Below are 18,093 nucleotides of genomic sequence, written 5' to 3' on the forward strand. Positions count from 1 at the left end.
TCACCGGCCCGCTCGCGGTCGGCTCGTCCCCTGGGCCGGGCCCCGGCAGGGACGCCCGGCGGCGTCACGCCGCGCTCGCGGGCCGGCTCCTCGCCAGCCGCCACCCGGCAGTCACCCAGCACACCCCCCACAGCAGGAAGAACGGCGACCACAGCAGGAGATCCCAGCGCGCCAGACTGCGGACCAGCGCGGCGTGCCCGGCCGGCGCCGGGCGGACCCCCGCCAGCAGCAGCCCGTCGCCGGCGAACCCGAGGCCCAGCGGCCCGACCGACCGAACGATCATGATGGTGCCCAGCGTCCAGGTGATCACGAGCAGCGGCCGGCGCGGGATGGCCGTGCCCCAGGGCCGCACGGTCGCCAGCGCGACGACGACCCCGATCACCGCGGCCCCGGCCAGTGCCCAGTGGCTCGCCACGAACAACGGGTCGCGCGCGAGCAGCCGCGCACGGAGGTCCGGAGGCAGCGGATCCCGGTCGGCCAGCGCGTTCGCCCCCAACGCCTGGGCCAGCTTCATCGACCCGTAAGCGGTCGCGCAGGCGGCCGCGCCGTACGCGCCGGCCCGCACCCGGTCAGACCCCGGCACGTCGCGTCACCACGACGAAGGACCGGGTCATCGCCGCCACCAGCCCGGCCGCGACGATCCCGAGGATGCCGTGGTACCAGCGCCAGCCCACGCCCATCCCGACGAACCCGTCGACCGCCATGATCACCGCGCCGGCGCCGACGGCCGCCAGCATCACCGCGAGCCCCGCCAGCATCGCCTTACGCGGCAGTCGCCGCCCGAGCGAGGTGACCGTGGCGAGCGCCATGCACGCGCCGAGCAGACCGGTCGCGGTCGCCATCCACTGCGCCGTCGCCGCGTCCAGGAAGTAGTGCTCCTTCTCGGCGGCCGACACCGGCGGCCCGCCGGGGAACCCCAGCCGGGACTGCGCCGCGAACGCGGCCTTGCCCGCCGCGTATCCCAGGAACAACACCGCGACCGCGCATCCAGGCCAGCGTCGCGGCCGATCGAAGAGGACCATTCCGTGACCGTAGCCAGCGCGCGTCGGACGCCGATTCCCGGAGACGAGGGATCCCGCTCACCCGCGAGAGGGAGGATGACCGACTCCGTGGGTCCTTTCGGACCTGCGGGCGCGCCTGGGAAGGTAGGGATCATGGAGACGTGGGTCGACGTGCCCGAGGGCAGCGGATTCGGGATCGAGAACCTGCCGTACGGCGTGTTCTCCCGGCGCGGCGAGTCGCCGCGGGTGGGGGTCGCCATCGGTGATCAGGTGCTGGACCTGGCCGGACTCGCGGCGGCGGGGCTGCTCGCCGACCGGCGGTGGTTCGCCGCCGGAACGCTCAACGCGTTCATGTCCGCCGGACGCCCCGCCTGGGAGGCGACCCGGGACCGCTTGACCGTGCTGCTCACCGATTCGGAGCACCGAGGCCGGGTCGAGCCGCACCTGGCCCCGCCGGGCGAGGTGGAGCTGCACCTGCCGTTCGAGGTCGCCGACTACGTCGACTTCTACTCCTCGCGCGACCACGCGACGAACGTCGGCCGGATCTTCCGCCCGGACGCCGAAGCGCTGCCGCCCAACTGGCTGCACCTGCCGATCGGGTACCACGGCCGGTCCGGCACCGTCGTGCCGTCCGGGACGCCGATCGTACGGCCGCGCGGGCAGCGCAGGACCGAGGACGGGCCGGTGTTCGGGCCCTCGGTCAAGCTGGACATCGAGGCGGAGGTCGGCTTCGTCGTGGGCGTGCCCTCGGAACCGGGCCGGCCCGTGCCGACGACCGGGTTCCGCGACCACGTGTTCGGCTTCGTGCTGGTGAACGACTGGAGCGCCCGCGACATCCAGGCGTGGGAGTACCAGCCGCTCGGGCCGTTCCTCGGCAAGTCCTTCGCGACGTCCGTCTCACCCTGGGTGGTACCCCTGGCCGCCCTCGAGAGCGCCCGTACGGCCCCGCCGGCCCAGGACCCGCAGCCGTTGCCGTACCTGCGCTGCGACGAGCCGTGGGGGCTGGATCTGACTCTGGAGGTCGAGCTGAACGGGCACGTGGTGAGCCGCCCGCCGTTCGCGACGATGTACTGGACAGCGCCGCAGCAGCTCGCGCACGCGACCGTGAACGGCGCGGCGCTGCGCACCGGTGACCTGATGGCCTCGGGGACGGTGTCCGGGCCGGAGCGGGATCAGCGCGGCAGCCTCATCGAGCTCACCTGGGACGGCCGCGAGCCCCTGGAGCTCCCCGACGGGCGCCGGGCCTACCTGGAGGACGGCGACACCGTACGGATCCGGGCGACCGCGAGCGGGCCCGGCGGCGCGCCGATCGGGTTCGGCGAGGTCACGGGCACCGTCCTGCCGGCGCTCCACTGACCCCGTGCCCGCGGCGCACCACCCGGGCGACGTGCTCTCCGGGGCCGCGCCGGGCACACGAAGGAACGCCGGACCCACGACACGGCCAAAGGACGCCGGGACCGTGACCCGCCGAGGAGCGCCGGGAGGTCGGACGCGCCGTGGAGTCAGACGAGGACGAGGGCCGTGGCGATGGCGGCCAGGCCCTCTCCGCGGCCCGTGAGGCCGAGCCCGTCCGTCGTGGTGCCGGCCACGCTGACCGGGATGCCGCCGAGCGCCTCGCTCAGCGTCTTCTCCGCCTCCGCGCGGCGCTTGCCGATCCGCGGGCGTACGCCGATGACCTGGATCGAGACGTTGCCGATCGTGTACCCGGCCGCCGTGATGCGGCGGTCGACCTCCCGTAGGAGCTCGACGCCGGAGGCGCCCGCCCAGCGCGGGTCGGCGGTGCCGAAGACCGCGCCCAGATCGCCGAGACCGGCGGCCGACAGCAGCGCGTCGCAGGCCGCGTGCGCCGCCACGTCACCGTCGGAGTGTCCCGCGAGGCCGTCGCCCTCACCGGGCCAGTCGAGGCCCGCCACCCGGAGTGGACGGCCCGAAGCGAACGGGTGGACGTCGACTCCGACGCCCACCCGTGGAAACCGAGTCGCCAAGACGCTAGTTGGCCAGGACCTCGTCGAGGAGGGCCTCGGCCTTGTCCTCGTTGGTCTTCTCGGCCAGCGCCAGCTCGCTGACCAGTATCTGCCGCGCCTTGGCCAGCATCCGCTTCTCGCCGGCCGACAGGCCGCGCTCCTTGTCACGCCGCCACAGGTCTCGGACGACCTCGGCGACCTTGTTGACGTCGCCGGATGCGAGCTTCTCGAGGTTCGCCTTGTAACGCCTCGACCAGTTCGTGGGCTCTTCGGTGTAGGGTGCGCGAAGCACCTCGAACACCTTCTCAAGCCCCTCCTGGCCCACGACGTCACGAACACCGACCAGCTCGGCGTTCTCCGCGGGAACGCGAACGGTGAGATCGCCCTTATCGACCTTCAGGACCAGGTAGGTCTTGTCCTGACCTTTGATGGCACGAGTCTCGATGGCTTCGATCCGAGCAGCCCCATGGTGGGGGTAGACGACAGTGTCGCCGACCTTGAAAGTCATGTGACAAGTACCCCTTCCGCTATGGATAAGGGTAGCACGCTGCAGGGACCTGCTGAACCGACCATCCGGACATATACGCAGGTCAGCGCGGTAATTAGGGTATTGACAAAGCACGAATTCGGTGCAACACCGGGCCATGGCGATTGGTTTGGGCCACACCGCTCACACGGCGACGGAAGCGGCTCATACTGGAGATGGACGAGCCGACACGGGCCCGTGATCCCGCTGTGGACGCGGCACGGGACCGGGTGGGGCCGGCAGCGGTCCGAGAAGGTAGGTGTGGCGTGGGGCTTCACGGCGACCCTGACGACTATGGGCTTCCCAAGGTCGACATCGTCGTCCCGGACGACGCGCGGGAACTCGACCGCGACGTGCTCGCGTACCGCCGTGAGCTGCGCCAGAAACGCCGCCGCGAGCGGTGGCAACGGCTCGCCCGCCCCTTCACGCGCTACGGCATCGCCGCGCCCTTCATCGCCAGCGCCGTCCTCGTCGCCCTCATCAGCGGAGTGCTGATGACCGTCGTCTCGCCGCGCCCCGTCAACCACGCCGTCCAGGTGCCGCCCACCGGCGCCGTACGCCACCGGCCGGGGGACCCCGGTGGCGCCCTGCCGTCCGGGACCCTTGTCGTCAACGGCCGGACGATGCCCGTCGACACGCTGATCAACGTGGCCGGGGTCGTCCTGATCGTGCCGCGCGACTGCCGCTGCGACGCCGCCGTCACGCACGTCGCCCAGCAGGCCGTGAGCCAGGGCGTCCAGACCTGGGTGATCGCGGACGGGCGCACGGGCAAGGACGCGGACGACGTACGGCGGCTCGCCGACACGGTCCCGCGCGGCGACGCCATCCCGGCCGAGGATCCCGAGCGAGTGCTCTCGACCGCCTTCCGCGCGGCGGGTCTCACGGCGGTGCTCGTCCGGCCGGACAAGATCGTCCGCGAGATCGTCCGTGGCGTCCAGCCGAACCGGAACCTCGCCCCGGACCTGCAGGCGCTGCACACCCCGAGCTGAGCGCTCCGATCCGGCAGGACGTTCCTACGGCCCGCCGGGCAGAGTCGTTCCGGGTACCGGCCCGGCCCGCCGGCGGAGAACCGCCCGGCCCGCCTCCGGAGAACCGCCCGGCCCGCCGCGAGGGGACCACCCGGCCCACCCGCGGGGAACCACAAAAGCCGCCCCCCGTCAAGGCCGGTGCGGATACCCTCGCTACGCTTCAGACCGGGCGTTCCGCACGCCTCGGAAGACCCAAGCCCTGCCCAAGGAGAGAACGACGCCGTGAGCCGCAACCGTCGCCGGGCCGTCGCCATGGCCATCGCCGGTGCCTTCGCCGTCGCGCCGCTGGTGTCCGCCTGCGGCGCCGGCCAGCATCCGCAGTCGGTGCTGCCGACCCGCCTGACCGAAGGCGTCAACGCCTCCGTGGGCCACGTCGACGTGCGCAACGCCTTCGTGCTCGGCCCCGACCCCGGCCAGCGACTTCCCCAGGGCGCCAACGCGCCGTTCTACGCCTACATCGTCGACAAGGCCGGCTCGGACCGGCTCGTCGGCGTCGACGCGCCGGGCGTCGCGCAGTCGGTCCAGATCGCGGGCGGGGGCATCGACCTGCCGTCGAACCAGCTGATCTCGCTCAACCCGCAGTCCGGCGGCCGCCCGGCCGGCGTGCCGACCCCCGGCACCTCGCCGAGCGGGACGCCGACCCCGGCCACCTCGCCCGGCGCCACCGCGACCCCGGGCGCGAGCGGCACCCCGGGCAAGGCCGGAAAGAAGGCCAAGCCCGGCAAGTCGGGCACGGCCACCGCTCAGAGCACGCCGAGCAGCCCCGCCGCGAGCGCGTCGAGCCCGGCCGGCACCACCGGGGCCGCGACCCCGCTGGTGATCCTCAGCGGGCTCACGGCCCCGCTGAACGGCGGCGAGAACATCCGGCTCACCCTGCACTTCCAGCAGGCCGGCTCGCTGACCGTGACGGTCCCCGTCATCCCGCGGGCGGACTACTACTCGACCTACCCGCCGGCGCCGAGCGGGACCATCGCGACCACCCCGAAGCCGGGCACCCCGGGCTCCCCCACGACGCCGGGCGCGAGCCCGACGCCGGGTGCGAGCACCAGCCCCACCGCGGGGGCGGCCACGCCGACCAAGCACGCCAAGGCCAAGAAGGCCTCCGCGAAGCCCACCGGCTGAGCGCGACGGCACTCCGACGGCCTGAGCGCCACGGAGCGCCCACGACGAAGCCCGCCGGACTCCGCATCGGGGTCGGCGGGCTCTCGCGTTCCCAGGCGTCTCACAGAGGCATGAACCGCACTTCTGGGGCCCAGATGTCGCACGGGGTCCCGAACCGCACCGCTGGGACCCCAGGCGTGTCGCGGAGCGGCCTGAAGCGCTGCTCTCGGGCTCCAGGCGTCTCACAGGGCGGCCCGAAACGGCTCTCGCCCCCACGGGTCTCACAGAGCGGCCCGAGACGGCTCTCGGGCCCCATGGGCCTCACAGAGGCTCGAACCGTCCCTCGCGCGCCAGGAGGTCTCGCAGGGGGCCTGCATCGCGGCTCTTACGTTTCCTGGCGGCGGTCGGTATCGCGGCTCGCGCCTTCTGCGGCGTACCGCTCCGGCTCGTGCCGCGCCCGTGTTCCCCGAGTCCCACCGCGGCACGGCCACGAGGCGGCTCGTACCGCGGCGGCTCCGGCGTGCCAGGAGCCCGTGGCGATACGGCCGCCGAGCCGTTCCCGCCGAGCCGTTCCCGTCGCGGCTTACTCGTCGGGCTCGAACTTGTAGCCGAGTCCGCGCACGGTGATGATGAAACGCGGCGTCGAGGGAGCCGGCTCGATCTTGGCCCGCAGGCGCTTGATGTGCACGTCCAGCGTCTTGGTGTCCCCGACGTAGTCGGCGCCCCAGACGCGGTCGATCAGCTGCATCCGGGTGAGCACCCGCCCGGCGTTGCGCAGCAGCACCTCGAGCAGCTCGAACTCCTTCAGCGGCAACGGCACCTCGTTGCCGGAGACGGTCACGACGTGACGCTCGACGTCCATGCGGACCGGCCCGGCCTCCAGGGTCGCGGGCGCGAGCTCCTCACCGTCGCCGCGGCGGCGGAGCACCGCGCGGATGCGGGCGACGAGCTCCCGTGAGGAGAACGGCTTGGTGACGTAGTCGTCGGCGCCGAGTTCGAGGCCGACGACCTTGTCGACCTCGCTGTCCTTGGCCGTCAGCATGATCACCGGGACGTTCGACCTGGTGCGCAGCTCCCTGCACACCTCGGTGCCGGGCAGGCCGGGCAGCATGAGGTCGAGCAGGACGAGGTCGGCGCCGGACCGGTCGAAGGACTCCAGGGCGTCCGGCCCGGTGGCCGCGACGGCGACTTCGAAACCCTCCTTGCGCAGCATGTACGACAGCGCGTCGCTGAACGACTCCTCGTCTTCCACGACGAGCACTCGGGTCACTAGGGGGCCTCCCGTACGGTGTCTTGCTCAGGTGTTTCCTTCGCGGATGCGGAGGTGGAAAGCAGCGGAAGGCGGATGGTGAAGGTCGAGCCGGATCCCTCCTTGCTCCAGACGTTCACATCGCCCCGGTGCCGGGTCGTGACGTGCTTGACGATCGCGAGTCCCAGGCCGGTGCCGCCGGTCTGCCGGGACCGCGCGGGATCGACGCGGTAGAACCGCTCGAAGATGCGCTCGAGGTCGGCCTCGGGGATGCCGATGCCCTGGTCGGTCACGCTGACCTCGGCGTGACTCTCGTCGGCCAGGCGCGTGCAGACGACGACCCTCGTGCGCTCGGGGCTGTAGGCGATCGCGTTGTCGACGAGGTTGCGGACCGCGGTGATCAGCAGCTCCTCGTCGCCGTACACCCGCAGGTCGTCGCGGCCGCCGATGGCGAGGGTGATCTCCTTCGGCTCCGCCTTGAGGCGGCATCGGTCGACGGCGTCGTGGACGACGTCGTCGAGGGCGACCGTACGGGGGCGCTCGACGACCTCGCCGCCCTGCAACCGGGTGAGTGTGATGAGGTCCTGGATGACGTTGGTCAGGCGGGCGGACTCGTGCTGCATGCGCTTGGAGAAGCGGCGCACGGCCTCCGGGTCGTCGGCGGCCTCCTCGACCGTCTCCGACAGCAGGGACAGCGCGCCGACGGGCGTCTTGAGCTCGTGGCTGACGTTCGCCACGAAGTCGCGGCGGACGGCCTCGACGCGGCGGAACTCGGTCAGGTCCTCGGCGAGGACGAGGACGAGACCATGCGATCCCATGGGCGCGACCCGGACCGAGAACCAGCGGCCCTCCCGGCGGCCGTGGACGACCTCGATCTCCTCTTCGCGGATCTCCCCGTCGCGGCGCACCAGACGTGCCATGGCGATGAGCTCGTCGACGAGCAGCCGGTCCCCGCTGACCAGGCCGAAGGCACGGGCGGCCGAACTGGCGCGCAGCACACGGTCCTCGCCGTCGATGACGACCGCCGAGGACGGGAGGACGCTCAGCACGGACGCCACGCCGCTGGGCAGCCCGGAGACCGGCGAGGGGACGTCGGCGGGCCGCTGGGCGCGCTCGCTCGCGCGCACGGCCAGCCCTGCCACCAGGCCGGTGAGGAGCCCGACGCCACTCGCCAGTCCGGCGACAACCTCCACGTTCACACTTTGGATCGTAGGCGGAATCCTGCCGGGCTCCGCGCGCGGACCAGGTCGGACGCAAGGACGTTCGTCAAAAGTTAACCTGCAACTCCGCGACCGTTCATGCCGTCCGACGATGCTGCCAACTGGATATCCACGCCTCTTTTAAGGATCTTTATGCGAGACGCCTACCACGAGGAGCTCGACGGGCTCTCCGACAAGCTCGTGGAGATGACGCGGCTGGTGCGGTCGGCCATGACACGTGCCAGCACCGCCCTGCTGGACGCCGACCTGCGGCTCGCCGAAGAGGTCATCAGCTGCGACGAGCAGGTCAACAAGCTCAACACGGAGATCGAGGAGACGGTCTTCGACCTGATGGCGCGGCAGCAGCCGGTCGCCCGCGACCTGCGGATGCTGATCGCCGCGCTGCGGATGAGCGGCGATATCGAGCGGATGGGCGACCTCGCCGTCCACCTCGCCAAGACCGCCCGCCGGCGGCACCCCGAGTCGGCGATCCCGCCGGAGCTGCAGGCGACCGTCCTGGAGATGGGCCAGATCGCCGAGCGCATGATCGCCAAGGCGGGCAGTGTCATCGCCTCCCACGACGTCGAGATGGGCCTGGAGCTCGACGGCGACGACGACCAGATGGACCGGCTGCACCGGAAGCTGTTCGACGCGCTGCTGTCGCCGAAATGGCGCCACGGCGTCGAGCCGGCCGTGGACATCTCCCTGGCCGGCCGCTACTTCGAGCGGTTCGCCGACCACGCGGTCCACGTCGCGGAGAACGTCGTCTACCTGGTCACCGGCGAGCACGCGGCCGACATCACCGACTAGCCCCCGAGACGAGTGGATCCCGGCAGCGAGCGCTGCCGGGATCTTCTTTGTGTCGGAGAAGCGTTAAATCACTTCTTGCCCTGGTTCGCGACGGCCTCGATGGACTTCTTGGCGGCCTCGGGGTCGAGGTACTCGCCGCCCTTCTTCAGCGGCTCGAAGTCCTCGTCGAGCTCGTAGAGGAGCGGGATGCCGGTCGGGATGTTGAGACCGGCGATGTCCTCGTCGGAGATGCCGTCGAGGTGCTTGACCAGGGCGCGCAGCGAGTTGCCGTGCGCGGCGATCAGGACCGTACGGCCGGCCGCGAGGTCCGGGACGATCGCGTCGTACCAGTACGGCAGCAGGCGGTCGACGACGTCGGCCAGGCACTCGGTGCGCGGGATGAGCTCCGAGGGCAGGAGGGCGTACCGCGGGTCGTTGATCTGGGAGAGCGGGTCGTCGTCGGCGATCGGCGGCGGCGGCGTGTCGTACGACCGGCGCCAGGTCATGAACTGCTCGTCGCCGTACTCCTCACGCGTCTGCGCCTTGTTCTTGCCCTGCAGGGCGCCGTAGTGCCGCTCGTTGAGCCGCCAGGACCGCCGTACGGGGATCCAGAGCTGCTCCGCCGCGTCGAGCGCGATGTTGGCCGTGCGGATCGCCCGCTTGAGCACCGAGGTGTGCACGACGTCGAGCTTGAGGTCGGCGTCGAGCAGCAGGTCACCGCCGGTGACCGCTTCCTCTTCCCCCTTCTCGGAAAGATCGACGTCCACCCAGCCCGTGAAGAGCCCCTCGGCGTTCCAGACGCTCTCGCCATGCCGGAGAAGTACCAAAGTCGCCATGGCAAACGAGCGTAGTGCCTCGTCTCGGCCTCAGTGTTTCCGGGCGACACCCGCGAGGAAGTAGCTCTGCGCATAGCGCTCGGCGATCCGCTTGGACTCGACCGTGTCGGGCCGCCACGCCGAGACGTTGACCAGACCGGGCTCGACCAGATCGAGGTCGCCGAAGAGGCCGCGGATCCGCTCCGTGCCGCGGGCGATGATCGGGGTCGAGGAGCGCCGGTAGATCTCGGTGACGGGCTCGACGGCCTCCGGGAGCGCGTCCCCGCAGACGTGGCTCAGCACGAAATACCCGCCCGGCGGAAGGGCGTCCCGGAACCGCGTCACGACCTTCTCGGGGTCGTCGGCGTCCTGGAGGAAGTGGACGATCGCCACGAGCAGGATCGCGATGGGCCGGTCGAAGTCGAGGCGCTCGCGAACCTCGGGGTTCTCGAGGATCTCCTCGGGGCGGCGCAGGTCGGCCTGGACGATGTGGACGTTCCGGGCGCCGGCGAGGATCGCGCGGCCGTGCGCGAGGACGACCGGGTCGTTGTCGACGTAGACGACGGAGGCGTCGGGGACGACCGAGTGCGCGACCTGGTGGACGTTGTTCTGGGTGGGCAGCCCGGTGCCGATGTCGAGGAACTGCCGGATGCCCGCCTCGGCGAGGTACCGCACGGCCCGGCCGAGAAAGGCGCGGTTCTGCTGGGCGGCGAACCGGATCTGGGGGGCGATCCCCAGGACCATCTCGGCGGCGGCACGGTCGGGCGCCAGGTTGTCCTTGCCGCCGAGGAAGTAGTCGTACATGCGGGCCGCGTTGGGGGTGCTCAGATCGACACTCTTAGGGGCCTCGTCCCGATCCGTCACTCCATGCCCCCTCCGGCCTGACTCCTGCGACCCAAGGTAGTTTAGCTACTTAAAGCCACCAATGGTGCGCAATACGCATAGAAGGGTGGAACGCGTTATCGCTCTGCCCGGCGCTCTCGCCCTCGCTCTTCCCGCCGGCCCGGCCGGTCAGGAAGGACCGGTCAGGAAGGGCCGATCGAAGGGCCGGAGGCGGCGCTCTCCGCCGCGCCGTCAGCGGCACCTCCGGGCAGGATGCGCGCGAACGGCCGGAGATTCGCGACGCTCTCCCCGCGGCTCACGCGCCACTCCCACTCGCGCCTGATCGACTCGGCGAACCCGAGTTCCAACGCGCGGTCGAAATTGTCGTCAGAGTAGGTGAGCACGCAGCCGAGAATGCGGTCGATCTCCTCCGGCTCCACCGCCGAGAGCGGCAGCCGTCCGACGATGTACACGTCCCCGACCGGGTCGAGGGTGAACGCGACGCCGTACATCCCGCCGTTCTTGCGCAGCAGCCAGCGGTAGAACTCCTCGTGGTTCTCGTCCGGCTGCCGGCAGAAGAACGCCTCGACGTGCAGGCTGTGGTCACCGGCGATCAGCCAGGTCATGGTGGCCAGCTTGTGGCGTCCGGGCAGCTTGACGAGGTACGCGCCGGGGCGCGGCCGTTCGTACTCCAGCCCCTGCTCGTCCAGGATCGCCCGCAGTGTCTCGTCGGCGTTAGCACCCATGCCGTCCCCTCTCGTCGATCAGGCCGAGACGGCCATGGTGCGGGCCTCGACGGCCTCGGCGTAGACCTCCAGGAGGCGGTCGGCCGTCTCGTCCCAGCCGAACGCCCTGGCGTGGCGTACGGCGGCCTCCGACATCGCGCGCAGCCGCCCGGGAGCACCGAGCAGACCGCGCAGCACGCGAGCGTAGTCCGCAGGATCATGGCCGTCGATCAACACTCCGGACCGGCCGTCCCGTACGGCGATGCGCAACCCGCCGACCGCCGCAGCGACCACCGGGGTGCCGCACGCCTGCGACTCGACGGCGACCAGGCCGAACGACTCGCTGTGCGAGGGGACGACGGTGATGTCGGCGGCGCGGTACCAGTCGGCGAGCGCGTCCTGCGGGCAGGGCGGCTCGAACCGTACGACGTCCGCGACGCCGAGCCGGTGCGCGAGGTGCCGCAGCTCCTCCGGCCGGGCGCGGCCGGACCCGCTCGGCCCGCCGACGATCGCGACGATCAGCCGGTCGCGGAGGCCCGGATCGTCCTCGATCATGCGGGCGGCGGCGCGGACGACCACGTCCGGCGCCTTGAGCGGCTGGATGCGGCCGACGAACAGCAGGACGGCCGCGTTCTGCGGCAGGCCCAGCCGGCGCCGCGCGCCGCCGCGCGGCGTGAACCGGGACAGGTCCGCGCCGGGCGGCACGGTGGCGACCTGCTCGGGGTCGGCGTCGTACAGCGAGATCAGCTGCCGGGCCTCTTCGGCGGTGTTGGCCACGAGCCGGTCGGCCGAGTCGACGACCTGCTGCTCGCCCAGCACCCGGCCGAGCGGTTCGGGCGAGTCGTCGGTGGCCAGGCAGAGGTTCTTGACCTTGGCGAGGGTGTGCATCGAGTGGACGAGCGGGACGCCCCAGCGCTGCCGCGCGGCCCAGCCCGCCTGGCCGGAGAGCCAGTAGTGGGAGTGGATCAGGTCATAGTGGCCGGGCTCGTGCGCCGCCTCCGTACGCAGCAGGTCGGAGGTGAACGCGCACAGGTGACCCGGCAGTTCGGACTTGTCGAGCTCCTCCAGCGGCCCCGCGGCGACGTGCCGCACCGAGACGCCCGGCGCCAGCTCGGCGACGGGCGGGAGCGTCCGCGAGGTCGCGCGGGTGAACACGTCGACCTCGACGCCGCGTTCGGCCATTCGCTTGGCGACCTCGACGATGTAGACGTTCATTCCGCCTGCGTCGCCGGTCCCCGGTTGCTCCAACGGCGATGTGTGAACACTGATCGTCGCTACGCGGGCGAGACCCGACACGGACACCACCTCCGATAGAGCAACTTACCGACCACACAACCGCATTCCCCCCGCCCGGGTCTCCCCGTGACCGCGCAGGCCATGCGCCTGAGAAGATTGCATCCGTGCGGAAGACAGCAGTGATCACGGGTGCAAGCAGTGGAATCGGCGCGGCGACCGCGCGGCGGCTCGCGGCGGAGGGGTTCGACGTGGTGCTCGCCGCGCGCCGCGTCGACCGCCTGGAGAAGCTGAAGGCGGAGATCGAGAGCGCCGACCCGGCCGGCCGGCGGAACGCCGTCGCGGTCGTCGCCCTCGACGTGACGTCACAGGAGTCGGTCGACGCGCTCGCGGCGTCCCTGCGGCAGTGCCACGTCCTGGTCAACAACGCGGGCGGGGCCGCCGGCCTGGACCCGGTCGCGACCACGGACCCGGCCGACTGGCAGTGGATGTTCGAGACGAACGTCCTCGGGTTGATGCGCGTCACCAAGGCGCTGCTGCCCAAGCTGATCGACAGCGGCGACGGCCACATCGTCAACGTCACCTCGCTGGCCGGGCACGCCGTCTACGAGGGCGGCGCCGGGTACACCGCGGCCAAGCACGGGGCCGCCGCCGTCAACGACACGCTCCGTCTCGAGCTGTACGACCAGCCGGTCCGCGTCACCGAGGTCGCGCCGGGCATGGTCCGGACGGAGGAGTTCTCCCTCGTCCGGTTCAAGGGCGACGAGGAGAAGGCCGCGAAGACGTACGACGGCGTGGCCGAGCCGCTGGTCGCCGAGGACGTCGCCGACTGCATCGCCTGGGCCGTCACCCGCCCGTCGCACGTCAACATCGACCGGATCGACGTCAAGCCGCGCGCCCAGGCCGCCGCACACAAGGTGCACCGGGTCTGAGATCAGGACGGTCCGCGGGCGGCCACGCCTGCGGCGCCCGCCCCGTCCCCGGCGGTCCTCTCCGACGGCGTCATCGGCGCCCGCCCCGTCCCGAGCGGTCCTCTCCGACGGCGTCATCGGCGCCCGCCCCGTCCCGAGCGGTCCTTGCCGGCCATGTGCTCGCCGGCCACCCCGTCCCGAGCGGTCCTTGCCGGCCATGTGCTCGGCGGCCGGCCCGTCCCCGGCGGTCCTTCGGTGGCCGCACACTGGGTGCGTGTCCCGTCCCCCACGGCCCGAAGGGGTCATCACCCGCGGCACGACCGCGCCCAACCGGCTCCGCCGCGCCGACCGCTGGATCGTCTCGGTGCACGGCCCGCTGCTCCGGCGGGCCGAGCGGCCCCTCGTCGTGGACCTGGGATTCGGGGCCTCGCCGGTCACGACGGCCGAGCTGTTCGGGCGGCTGCGCGTGGTGCATCCCCGGGTCGAGGTGGTCGGCATCGAGATCGATCCGGCCCGGGTCGCCACCGCGAAGCCGCGCGAACGCGAGGGTCTGTCCTTCCGCCTCGGCGGCTTCGAACTGCCCGTCGACCGCCCGCCCACGCTGGTCCGGGCGTTCAACGTGCTGCGGCAGTACGGGGAGGGCGAGGCGTGGGCGGCGTGGGAGCGGCTGTGCGCGGGGCTGGCTCCCGACGGCGTTCTGGTCGAGGGCACCTGCGCGGAGACCGGCCGCCGCGCCTCCTGGGTGACCCTCGGCGCCCGCGGCGCGGACGGGACGCCGACCGCCGGCGCGGGGCGGAGCACCGGCGGCGGAAAAGGCGCGGGGGCCCTACGGGACACGGGGAGGGTCCAGGGCGCGGACGCGGTACGAGGCGCGGGGGCGGTGCGGGGGCGTCGTGACCCGCGGCCGGGTGGGGCCGAGCCGCGGACGGTCACGCTGGCGGCCCACCTTCCGACGTTGTCGCGGCCGTCGGATCTGGCGGAGCGCCTGCCCAAGACGCTGATCCACCGCAACGTGCCCGGCGAACGGGTGCACGAGCTGCTGGCCGCCTTCGACCGCGCGTGGGCGGCCGCCGCGCCGCAGTCGGTGTTCGGGCCGCGCCAGCGCTGGGTCACCGCGGTGCAGCTCCTGGCGCGCGACCACCCGGTGCTCACCGCGCCGCCGTACGGCGGGCGGGCGCGCTGGCGGCTCGGGGAGGTCACCCTCCCGTGGTCGGCCGTCGCCCCGGACCAGATCTCCTTGATCCCCTCTTTGCGCGAATAACGACATATAGCCATAGAAACGACTTTTCGGGCGAACGACCGTTGGAGTACTGGTCGACTTCACCGAGGAGATGATTTCCATGGGCGAACGCCACGAGATGCGGTGGGGCGGGCTGGCCGGCATCGGCGCGGTGATCTTCGCGGTCGTCGGCCGGATCGTGATGGGACCCATGCCGCAGCTCACCAGCCCGGTCGGCACGGTCACCATGTACCTGGCGACCCATCGGGCGCACATCATGTGGGGCACGGTGCTCTTCGCCATCGGGATCGCGCTGTTCCTGTGGTTCGGCGCGGCGCTGTCGACGGCGTTCCGGCGCGCGGACGAGGCCGGCGACGCTCCCACTGTCGTCCTCGCCGGGTTCATCCTCGTCTCCACGCTGGCGTTCATGGCCATCTCGGTGTTCGCCGGCATGACGTACGCCATGACGGAGTACCGGACGCTGCTGCTGTTCGCGCCCGCTCCGTACGCCACGATGACGGTCGTGGGGACGGTCGCGGGCGTCGCCACCGCGCTGACGTTCGCGGCGATCACCGTGGCCAACGCCCGCACGCACCTCCTTCCGCGGTGGATGGCGCTGTTCGCCGGGGTCGTCGCGGTGATCCGGCTGCTGGCCGTCTTCACCCTGGGGATCACCGGCGGTGTCCTGGTGCCCGGCGGATGGCTGGAGACGTACGTCCCCGGCATCCTCGCCGCGCTGTGGGTGCTGGCCGCGAGCGGGCTCCTGGTGCGGGAGCACCTGCCGACCCTCCGGATGCGCGCGCCGCGCGTCATGGGTCCCCGCCGCGCGTGACCTATCGAGCAGGCCATTCCCATCTCTGGCCGAAGCCGTGATATGCCCGGTAATGTAAAGTCGCCTTTTCTCGGGTGCGACATCCGTCATGCCGCGTCGGCCATTGCGAGGGGAACGCATGACGAGGAGCGACAACGCTCTCAACTGGCAGGTTCAGCAGGAGAAACTGTCCGCGGCCGCGGAGGGGACCTATCAGATCGCCCGTGGCCTGCGCAGGACGGTCACCGAGACCTCTGCGGGGTGCCTGGCGGTCACGTCCGGTCACCAGGGTTTCTCGTGCGTCGGGACGCTCGCGCGGCTCCACGAGGCGCATTCCGCGCATTTCGAGGGCCATGCGGCCGAGGCCGACGAACTGACGCACCGTTTCCTGAACACCGGGACGACTTACACGGGCGCCGAGCATGCCGCCTGGGGCGCGGTGGGCCGGGCCAGGCAGGTGACCGAGTCGGCGCGAGAGGTCTGACGTGACGATCTCGTACCAGCAGCTCAGGGATGCCAACCCGGCGATGTTCCACCAGAGCGCGGCGGCGTGGAAGGACTGGGCCGACGCCGCACTGGTCCACGCCGGGTACGTCGACGACCGGGTCAATCCGCACATCCAGCCGGGGCACTGGGACGGCATGGTCGCCGAGCTGGCCCGCGGCAAGGTGACCGACGCCAAGTCGCGGCTGACCGACTCCGCCGGTCGCCTGAAGACCATCGAGACCGTGCTCGTCCAGGCCGGCCAGGACTTCGAGCAGGCCCAGCAGGATCTGCTCGAAGCCGTCCGCGAGGCCCAGGACACGTGGCACTTCGAGGTCGACGGCGACGGGCACATCACCATCCCCGGGCCCCTCATCGACCCGAAGACCAAAGACAAGGACACGATCACCAAGACCAAGAACGCCGCGGCGACCCTGCAGACGAAGATCTCGGCGGCGCTCTACCGGGCGGACCAGGCCGACAAGGGTGTGAACAACGCGCTGAACGGCCTGTTCCCCCCGAAGGGCGGGTCGCCGACCGGCGGCGCGGGCCCGACCGGGGGCCACGGGCCGAGCGGGTGGAACGGTGACTACGGGCCGAGCGGCGGTCCGCCGCTCCAGAAGCCCAGCGGGAACGTCGCGGAGTGGATCCGGCAGGCGATCGCGGTCCTGCACCAGCACGGCATCAACCTCGGCCCGAACGACGCGAGCTACATCGCGACGATCATCCAGTACGAGTCCGGCGGCAACCCGCACGCGATCAACCTCTGGGACTCCAACGCCGCCGCCGGTCACCCCTCCAAGGGCCTCATGCAGACCATCGACGGCACCTTCAACTCGTACGCGATGCGCCAGGCGGGCGGTGCGGCGCCCAACGTCTGGAACCCCGTCGACAACATCGTCGCCGGCGTGAACTACGCGCTGCACCGGTACGGTTCGCTGGCCAACGTCCCCGGCATCCGGAACCTCATCCACCACACCGGCGGATACGTCGGCTACTGACCCCCCGGCGGGCCGGACGTCACGCGTCGCGCAGACTGCGGAAGTCCCGGAGACTCCGCTCGTAGAAGGCGAGCTCCTCCTCCAGCCGCGCCCTCGTGAACCGCTCCGGGGCCTCCTGGCGGGTAAGGGTTCCGAGCTCCGACCAGAACGCCGTCTCGGGCACCTCGTCGGCGTCCGGGGGAAGGAACCTGGCGGCCTCGCGCAGCGCCGCACGGGCCACCTCCCAGCCCTGCACCACGTTCCGGTAGAGGTCGTCATCGGAGGTGTCCCGGGCGGAGTCGAGGCTCTCCAGCATCGCCCGGCGCGCGTACGCGGCGGCGACCTGCACCCACTGCCCGGCGTCGATCAGCTCGGAGGGCCCGTCACCGAACATCAGGTCCTCGTCCCGTGCCGTCGCCTCGCTCGCGTACGGGATCACGACCTCGACCGGGTCGCCCTGACCGGCCCCCTCCCTCTCGATCCGCAGCGTCCAGGCGTCCGGCCCCTCGGTCAGCGTCGTCCGCGGGCGGGAACCGCCCGCCGGCTCGCCGCCGGACGCCGCCGGTTCGTCGCCGGACGCGGTCGCGGACAGCAGGAGGTCGGCGTACAGCTCGGCCTCACGAAGCGTCCTGGCAATGGGCACGGCCTCAGTCTCCTTCTTCGCGTCGCTCGGGCGCATCGCCCGCCCGGTGCCCGCTCAGCCGGTCGCGGTAGTCCTCCCGGAGGGCCCGCAGCCGGTCCCGGGTGAACCGGGCGGGCTCGGCGTCGCGCTCCCGCCGTCCGCGTCGGGACCAGAAGGCCCGCTCCGGCACCGCCTCGTCGCCGGGGCCCAGGAACTTGACGATCTCATCGACCGCGGCCACCGCGATCGCCAGTGCGCGGCGTTCCTCGGCGGGATCGTCGGCGGGGGCGTTGCGTGAGGTGAGGTCGGCCACCCACAGCCATTCGCCGGCGTCCAGCAGGCGCGACGGCTCCGGCCCTCCGAACGTCGGGTAGCCCACGGGCACGACCTCGTGCTCCGGCAGGCCGAAGAGGTGCTCGCGCGCGTTCCCGCACCCGGCGCACGTGCCCGCGTACCGGCCGACCGGCGTCCCTTCGGCCAGGACGATCCCGTGCCTCCAGGTCGTCTCCACCGATCCGCAGACCTCGCACGGGTGAAGGTCGAGGTAGAGGTGTGCCTCATCCCTCGTCCGCGCCACGGGAAACGGCATCGCGCTCCCTCCTCTCCCGCCTGTTC

At 71.9% G+C, this 18,093-nt stretch carries 21 protein-coding genes; 9 read left to right on the forward strand and 12 right to left on the reverse strand.

From position 1 onward, the window contains the following. Positions 1-64 precede the first annotated feature (64 nt). A complete protein-coding gene (locus NDW01_RS09930; RefSeq protein ID WP_252819080.1) occupies positions 65-583 on the reverse strand; it encodes a DUF3995 domain-containing protein in 519 nt (172 codons plus the stop codon). Further along, the gene (locus NDW01_RS09935) at positions 570-1,022 is read right to left on the reverse strand and encodes a hypothetical protein (RefSeq protein ID WP_252819082.1); all 453 of its coding nucleotides are present in this window, start codon (positions 1,020-1,022) and stop codon (positions 570-572) included. Before NDW01_RS09935 ends, NDW01_RS09930 begins: the two co-directional genes overlap by 14 nt. Positions 1,023-1,151: 129 nt before the next feature. Between NDW01_RS09935 and fahA the strand changes: the two genes are divergently transcribed. After that, a complete protein-coding gene (gene fahA / locus NDW01_RS09940; protein WP_252819838.1) occupies positions 1,152-2,357 on the forward strand; it encodes a fumarylacetoacetase in 1,206 nt (401 codons plus the stop codon). A 146-nt stretch (positions 2,358-2,503) separates the two neighbouring features. On the opposite strand, the gene ispF is transcribed toward fahA, so the two are convergent. Both ispF and NDW01_RS09950 read right to left on the reverse strand, forming a co-directional pair. After that, positions 2,504-2,965, reverse strand: a complete 462-nt coding sequence (gene ispF / locus NDW01_RS09945; protein ID WP_252819084.1) for a 2-C-methyl-D-erythritol 2,4-cyclodiphosphate synthase — start codon at positions 2,963-2,965, stop codon at positions 2,504-2,506. Between the two features lie 25 nt (positions 2,966-2,990). Next, positions 2,991-3,473, reverse strand: coding sequence for a CarD family transcriptional regulator (locus NDW01_RS09950; protein WP_252778128.1), 483 nt, complete (start codon positions 3,471-3,473; stop codon positions 2,991-2,993). A 284-nt stretch (positions 3,474-3,757) separates the two neighbouring features. Between NDW01_RS09950 and NDW01_RS09955 the strand changes: the two genes are divergently transcribed. After that, positions 3,758-4,480, forward strand: coding sequence for a hypothetical protein (locus NDW01_RS09955; RefSeq protein WP_252819087.1), 723 nt, complete (start codon positions 3,758-3,760; stop codon positions 4,478-4,480). Positions 4,481-4,741: 261 nt separating this feature from the next. Beyond that, a complete protein-coding gene (locus tag NDW01_RS09960; protein ID WP_252819090.1) occupies positions 4,742-5,641 on the forward strand; it encodes a hypothetical protein in 900 nt (299 codons plus the stop codon). Between the two features lie 562 nt (positions 5,642-6,203). Here NDW01_RS09960 and NDW01_RS09965 read toward each other — a convergent pair. Together NDW01_RS09965 and NDW01_RS09970 are read right to left on the reverse strand one after the other, a co-directional pair. After that, entirely contained in the window at positions 6,204-6,890 is a 687-nt protein-coding gene (locus NDW01_RS09965) for a response regulator transcription factor (protein ID WP_252819093.1), read from the reverse strand. Further along, positions 6,890-8,062, reverse strand: coding sequence for a sensor histidine kinase (locus NDW01_RS09970; RefSeq protein ID WP_406566957.1), 1,173 nt, complete (start codon positions 8,060-8,062; stop codon positions 6,890-6,892). Before NDW01_RS09970 ends, NDW01_RS09965 begins: the two co-directional genes overlap by 1 nt. 159 nt (positions 8,063-8,221) lie before the next feature. Here NDW01_RS09970 and phoU point away from each other — a divergent pair, with 159 nt between their 5' ends. Continuing rightward, on the forward strand, positions 8,222-8,878 hold the full coding sequence (phoU, locus tag NDW01_RS09975; protein WP_252819096.1) for a phosphate signaling complex protein PhoU: 657 nt from the start codon (positions 8,222-8,224) through the stop codon (positions 8,876-8,878). 68 nt (positions 8,879-8,946) lie between these two features. On the opposite strand, the gene NDW01_RS09980 is transcribed toward phoU, so the two are convergent. The 4 genes from NDW01_RS09980 to mshA all read right to left on the reverse strand — a co-directional run bounded on the left by NDW01_RS09980 (position 8,947) and on the right by mshA (position 12,515). Continuing rightward, the gene (locus tag NDW01_RS09980; protein WP_252778134.1) at positions 8,947-9,693 is read right to left on the reverse strand and encodes a phosphoglyceromutase; all 747 of its coding nucleotides are present in this window, start codon (positions 9,691-9,693) and stop codon (positions 8,947-8,949) included. Positions 9,694-9,723: 30 nt separating this feature from the next. Then, entirely contained in the window at positions 9,724-10,536 is an 813-nt protein-coding gene (locus NDW01_RS09985) for an SAM-dependent methyltransferase (RefSeq protein WP_252819100.1), read from the reverse strand. Between the two features lie 161 nt (positions 10,537-10,697). After that, entirely contained in the window at positions 10,698-11,240 is a 543-nt protein-coding gene (locus tag NDW01_RS09990) for a type III secretion system chaperone family protein (RefSeq protein ID WP_252819103.1), read from the reverse strand. A gap of 18 nt (positions 11,241-11,258) precedes the next feature. Next, entirely contained in the window at positions 11,259-12,515 is a 1,257-nt protein-coding gene (gene mshA / locus NDW01_RS09995; RefSeq protein WP_406567709.1) for a D-inositol-3-phosphate glycosyltransferase, read from the reverse strand. 104 nt (positions 12,516-12,619) lie between these two features. On the opposite strand from mshA, the gene NDW01_RS10000 reads away from it, so the two are divergent. From NDW01_RS10000 to NDW01_RS10020, 5 genes are all read left to right on the forward strand, one after another. Continuing rightward, positions 12,620-13,384, forward strand: coding sequence for an SDR family NAD(P)-dependent oxidoreductase (locus NDW01_RS10000; protein WP_252819106.1), 765 nt, complete (start codon positions 12,620-12,622; stop codon positions 13,382-13,384). A gap of 253 nt (positions 13,385-13,637) precedes the next feature. After that, positions 13,638-14,624 carry a class I SAM-dependent methyltransferase gene (locus NDW01_RS10005; RefSeq protein WP_252819108.1) on the forward strand — a complete coding sequence of 329 codons (987 nt, stop codon included), beginning with the start codon at positions 13,638-13,640 and terminating at the stop codon, positions 14,622-14,624. Positions 14,625-14,703: 79 nt separating this feature from the next. Further along, positions 14,704-15,414 (forward strand): hypothetical protein, encoded by a 711-nt coding sequence (locus NDW01_RS10010; RefSeq protein ID WP_252819111.1) that lies wholly within the window; start codon positions 14,704-14,706, stop codon positions 15,412-15,414. A 118-nt stretch (positions 15,415-15,532) separates the two neighbouring features. Continuing rightward, positions 15,533-15,877 carry a type VII secretion target gene (locus tag NDW01_RS10015; protein WP_252819113.1) on the forward strand — a complete coding sequence of 115 codons (345 nt, stop codon included), beginning with the start codon at positions 15,533-15,535 and terminating at the stop codon, positions 15,875-15,877. Between the two features lies 1 nt (position 15,878). After that, the gene (locus tag NDW01_RS10020) at positions 15,879-16,877 is read left to right on the forward strand and encodes a transglycosylase SLT domain-containing protein (RefSeq protein WP_252819117.1); all 999 of its coding nucleotides are present in this window, start codon (positions 15,879-15,881) and stop codon (positions 16,875-16,877) included. 19 nt (positions 16,878-16,896) lie between these two features. On the opposite strand, the gene NDW01_RS10025 is transcribed toward NDW01_RS10020, so the two are convergent. Next, on the reverse strand, positions 16,897-17,499 hold the full coding sequence (locus NDW01_RS10025; protein WP_252819119.1) for a hypothetical protein: 603 nt from the start codon (positions 17,497-17,499) through the stop codon (positions 16,897-16,899). Positions 17,500-17,503: 4 nt separating this feature from the next. Next, entirely contained in the window at positions 17,504-18,067 is a 564-nt protein-coding gene (locus NDW01_RS10030) for a hypothetical protein (RefSeq protein WP_252819121.1), read from the reverse strand. Between the last annotated feature and the right edge of the window lie 26 nt (positions 18,068-18,093).

Source organism: Actinoallomurus soli, assembly GCF_024055715.1.
Lineage (GTDB): Bacteria > Actinomycetota > Actinomycetes > Streptosporangiales > Streptosporangiaceae > Actinoallomurus > Actinoallomurus soli.

What these genes read in the sequence shown, in the direction of transcription:
- phoU (WP_252819096.1), top strand. Translation starts at nt 8,222, where the DNA reads ATGCGAGACGCCTACCACGAGGAGCTCGACGGGCTCTCCGACAAGCTC.
- NDW01_RS10010 (WP_252819111.1), top strand. Translation starts at nt 14,704, where the DNA reads ATGGGCGAACGCCACGAGATGCGGTGGGGCGGGCTGGCCGGCATCGGC.
- NDW01_RS10030 (WP_252819121.1), bottom strand. Translation starts at nt 18,067, where the DNA reads ATGCCGTTTCCCGTGGCGCGGACGAGGGATGAGGCACACCTCTACCTC.
- NDW01_RS09980 (WP_252778134.1), bottom strand. Translation starts at nt 9,693, where the DNA reads ATGGCGACTTTGGTACTTCTCCGGCATGGCGAGAGCGTCTGGAACGCC.
- NDW01_RS09950 (WP_252778128.1), bottom strand. Translation starts at nt 3,473, where the DNA reads ATGACTTTCAAGGTCGGCGACACTGTCGTCTACCCCCACCATGGGGCT.
- NDW01_RS10015 (WP_252819113.1), top strand. Translation starts at nt 15,533, where the DNA reads ATGACGAGGAGCGACAACGCTCTCAACTGGCAGGTTCAGCAGGAGAAA.
- NDW01_RS09990 (WP_252819103.1), bottom strand. Translation starts at nt 11,240, where the DNA reads ATGGGTGCTAACGCCGACGAGACACTGCGGGCGATCCTGGACGAGCAG.
- NDW01_RS09935 (WP_252819082.1), bottom strand. Translation starts at nt 1,022, where the DNA reads ATGGTCCTCTTCGATCGGCCGCGACGCTGGCCTGGATGCGCGGTCGCG.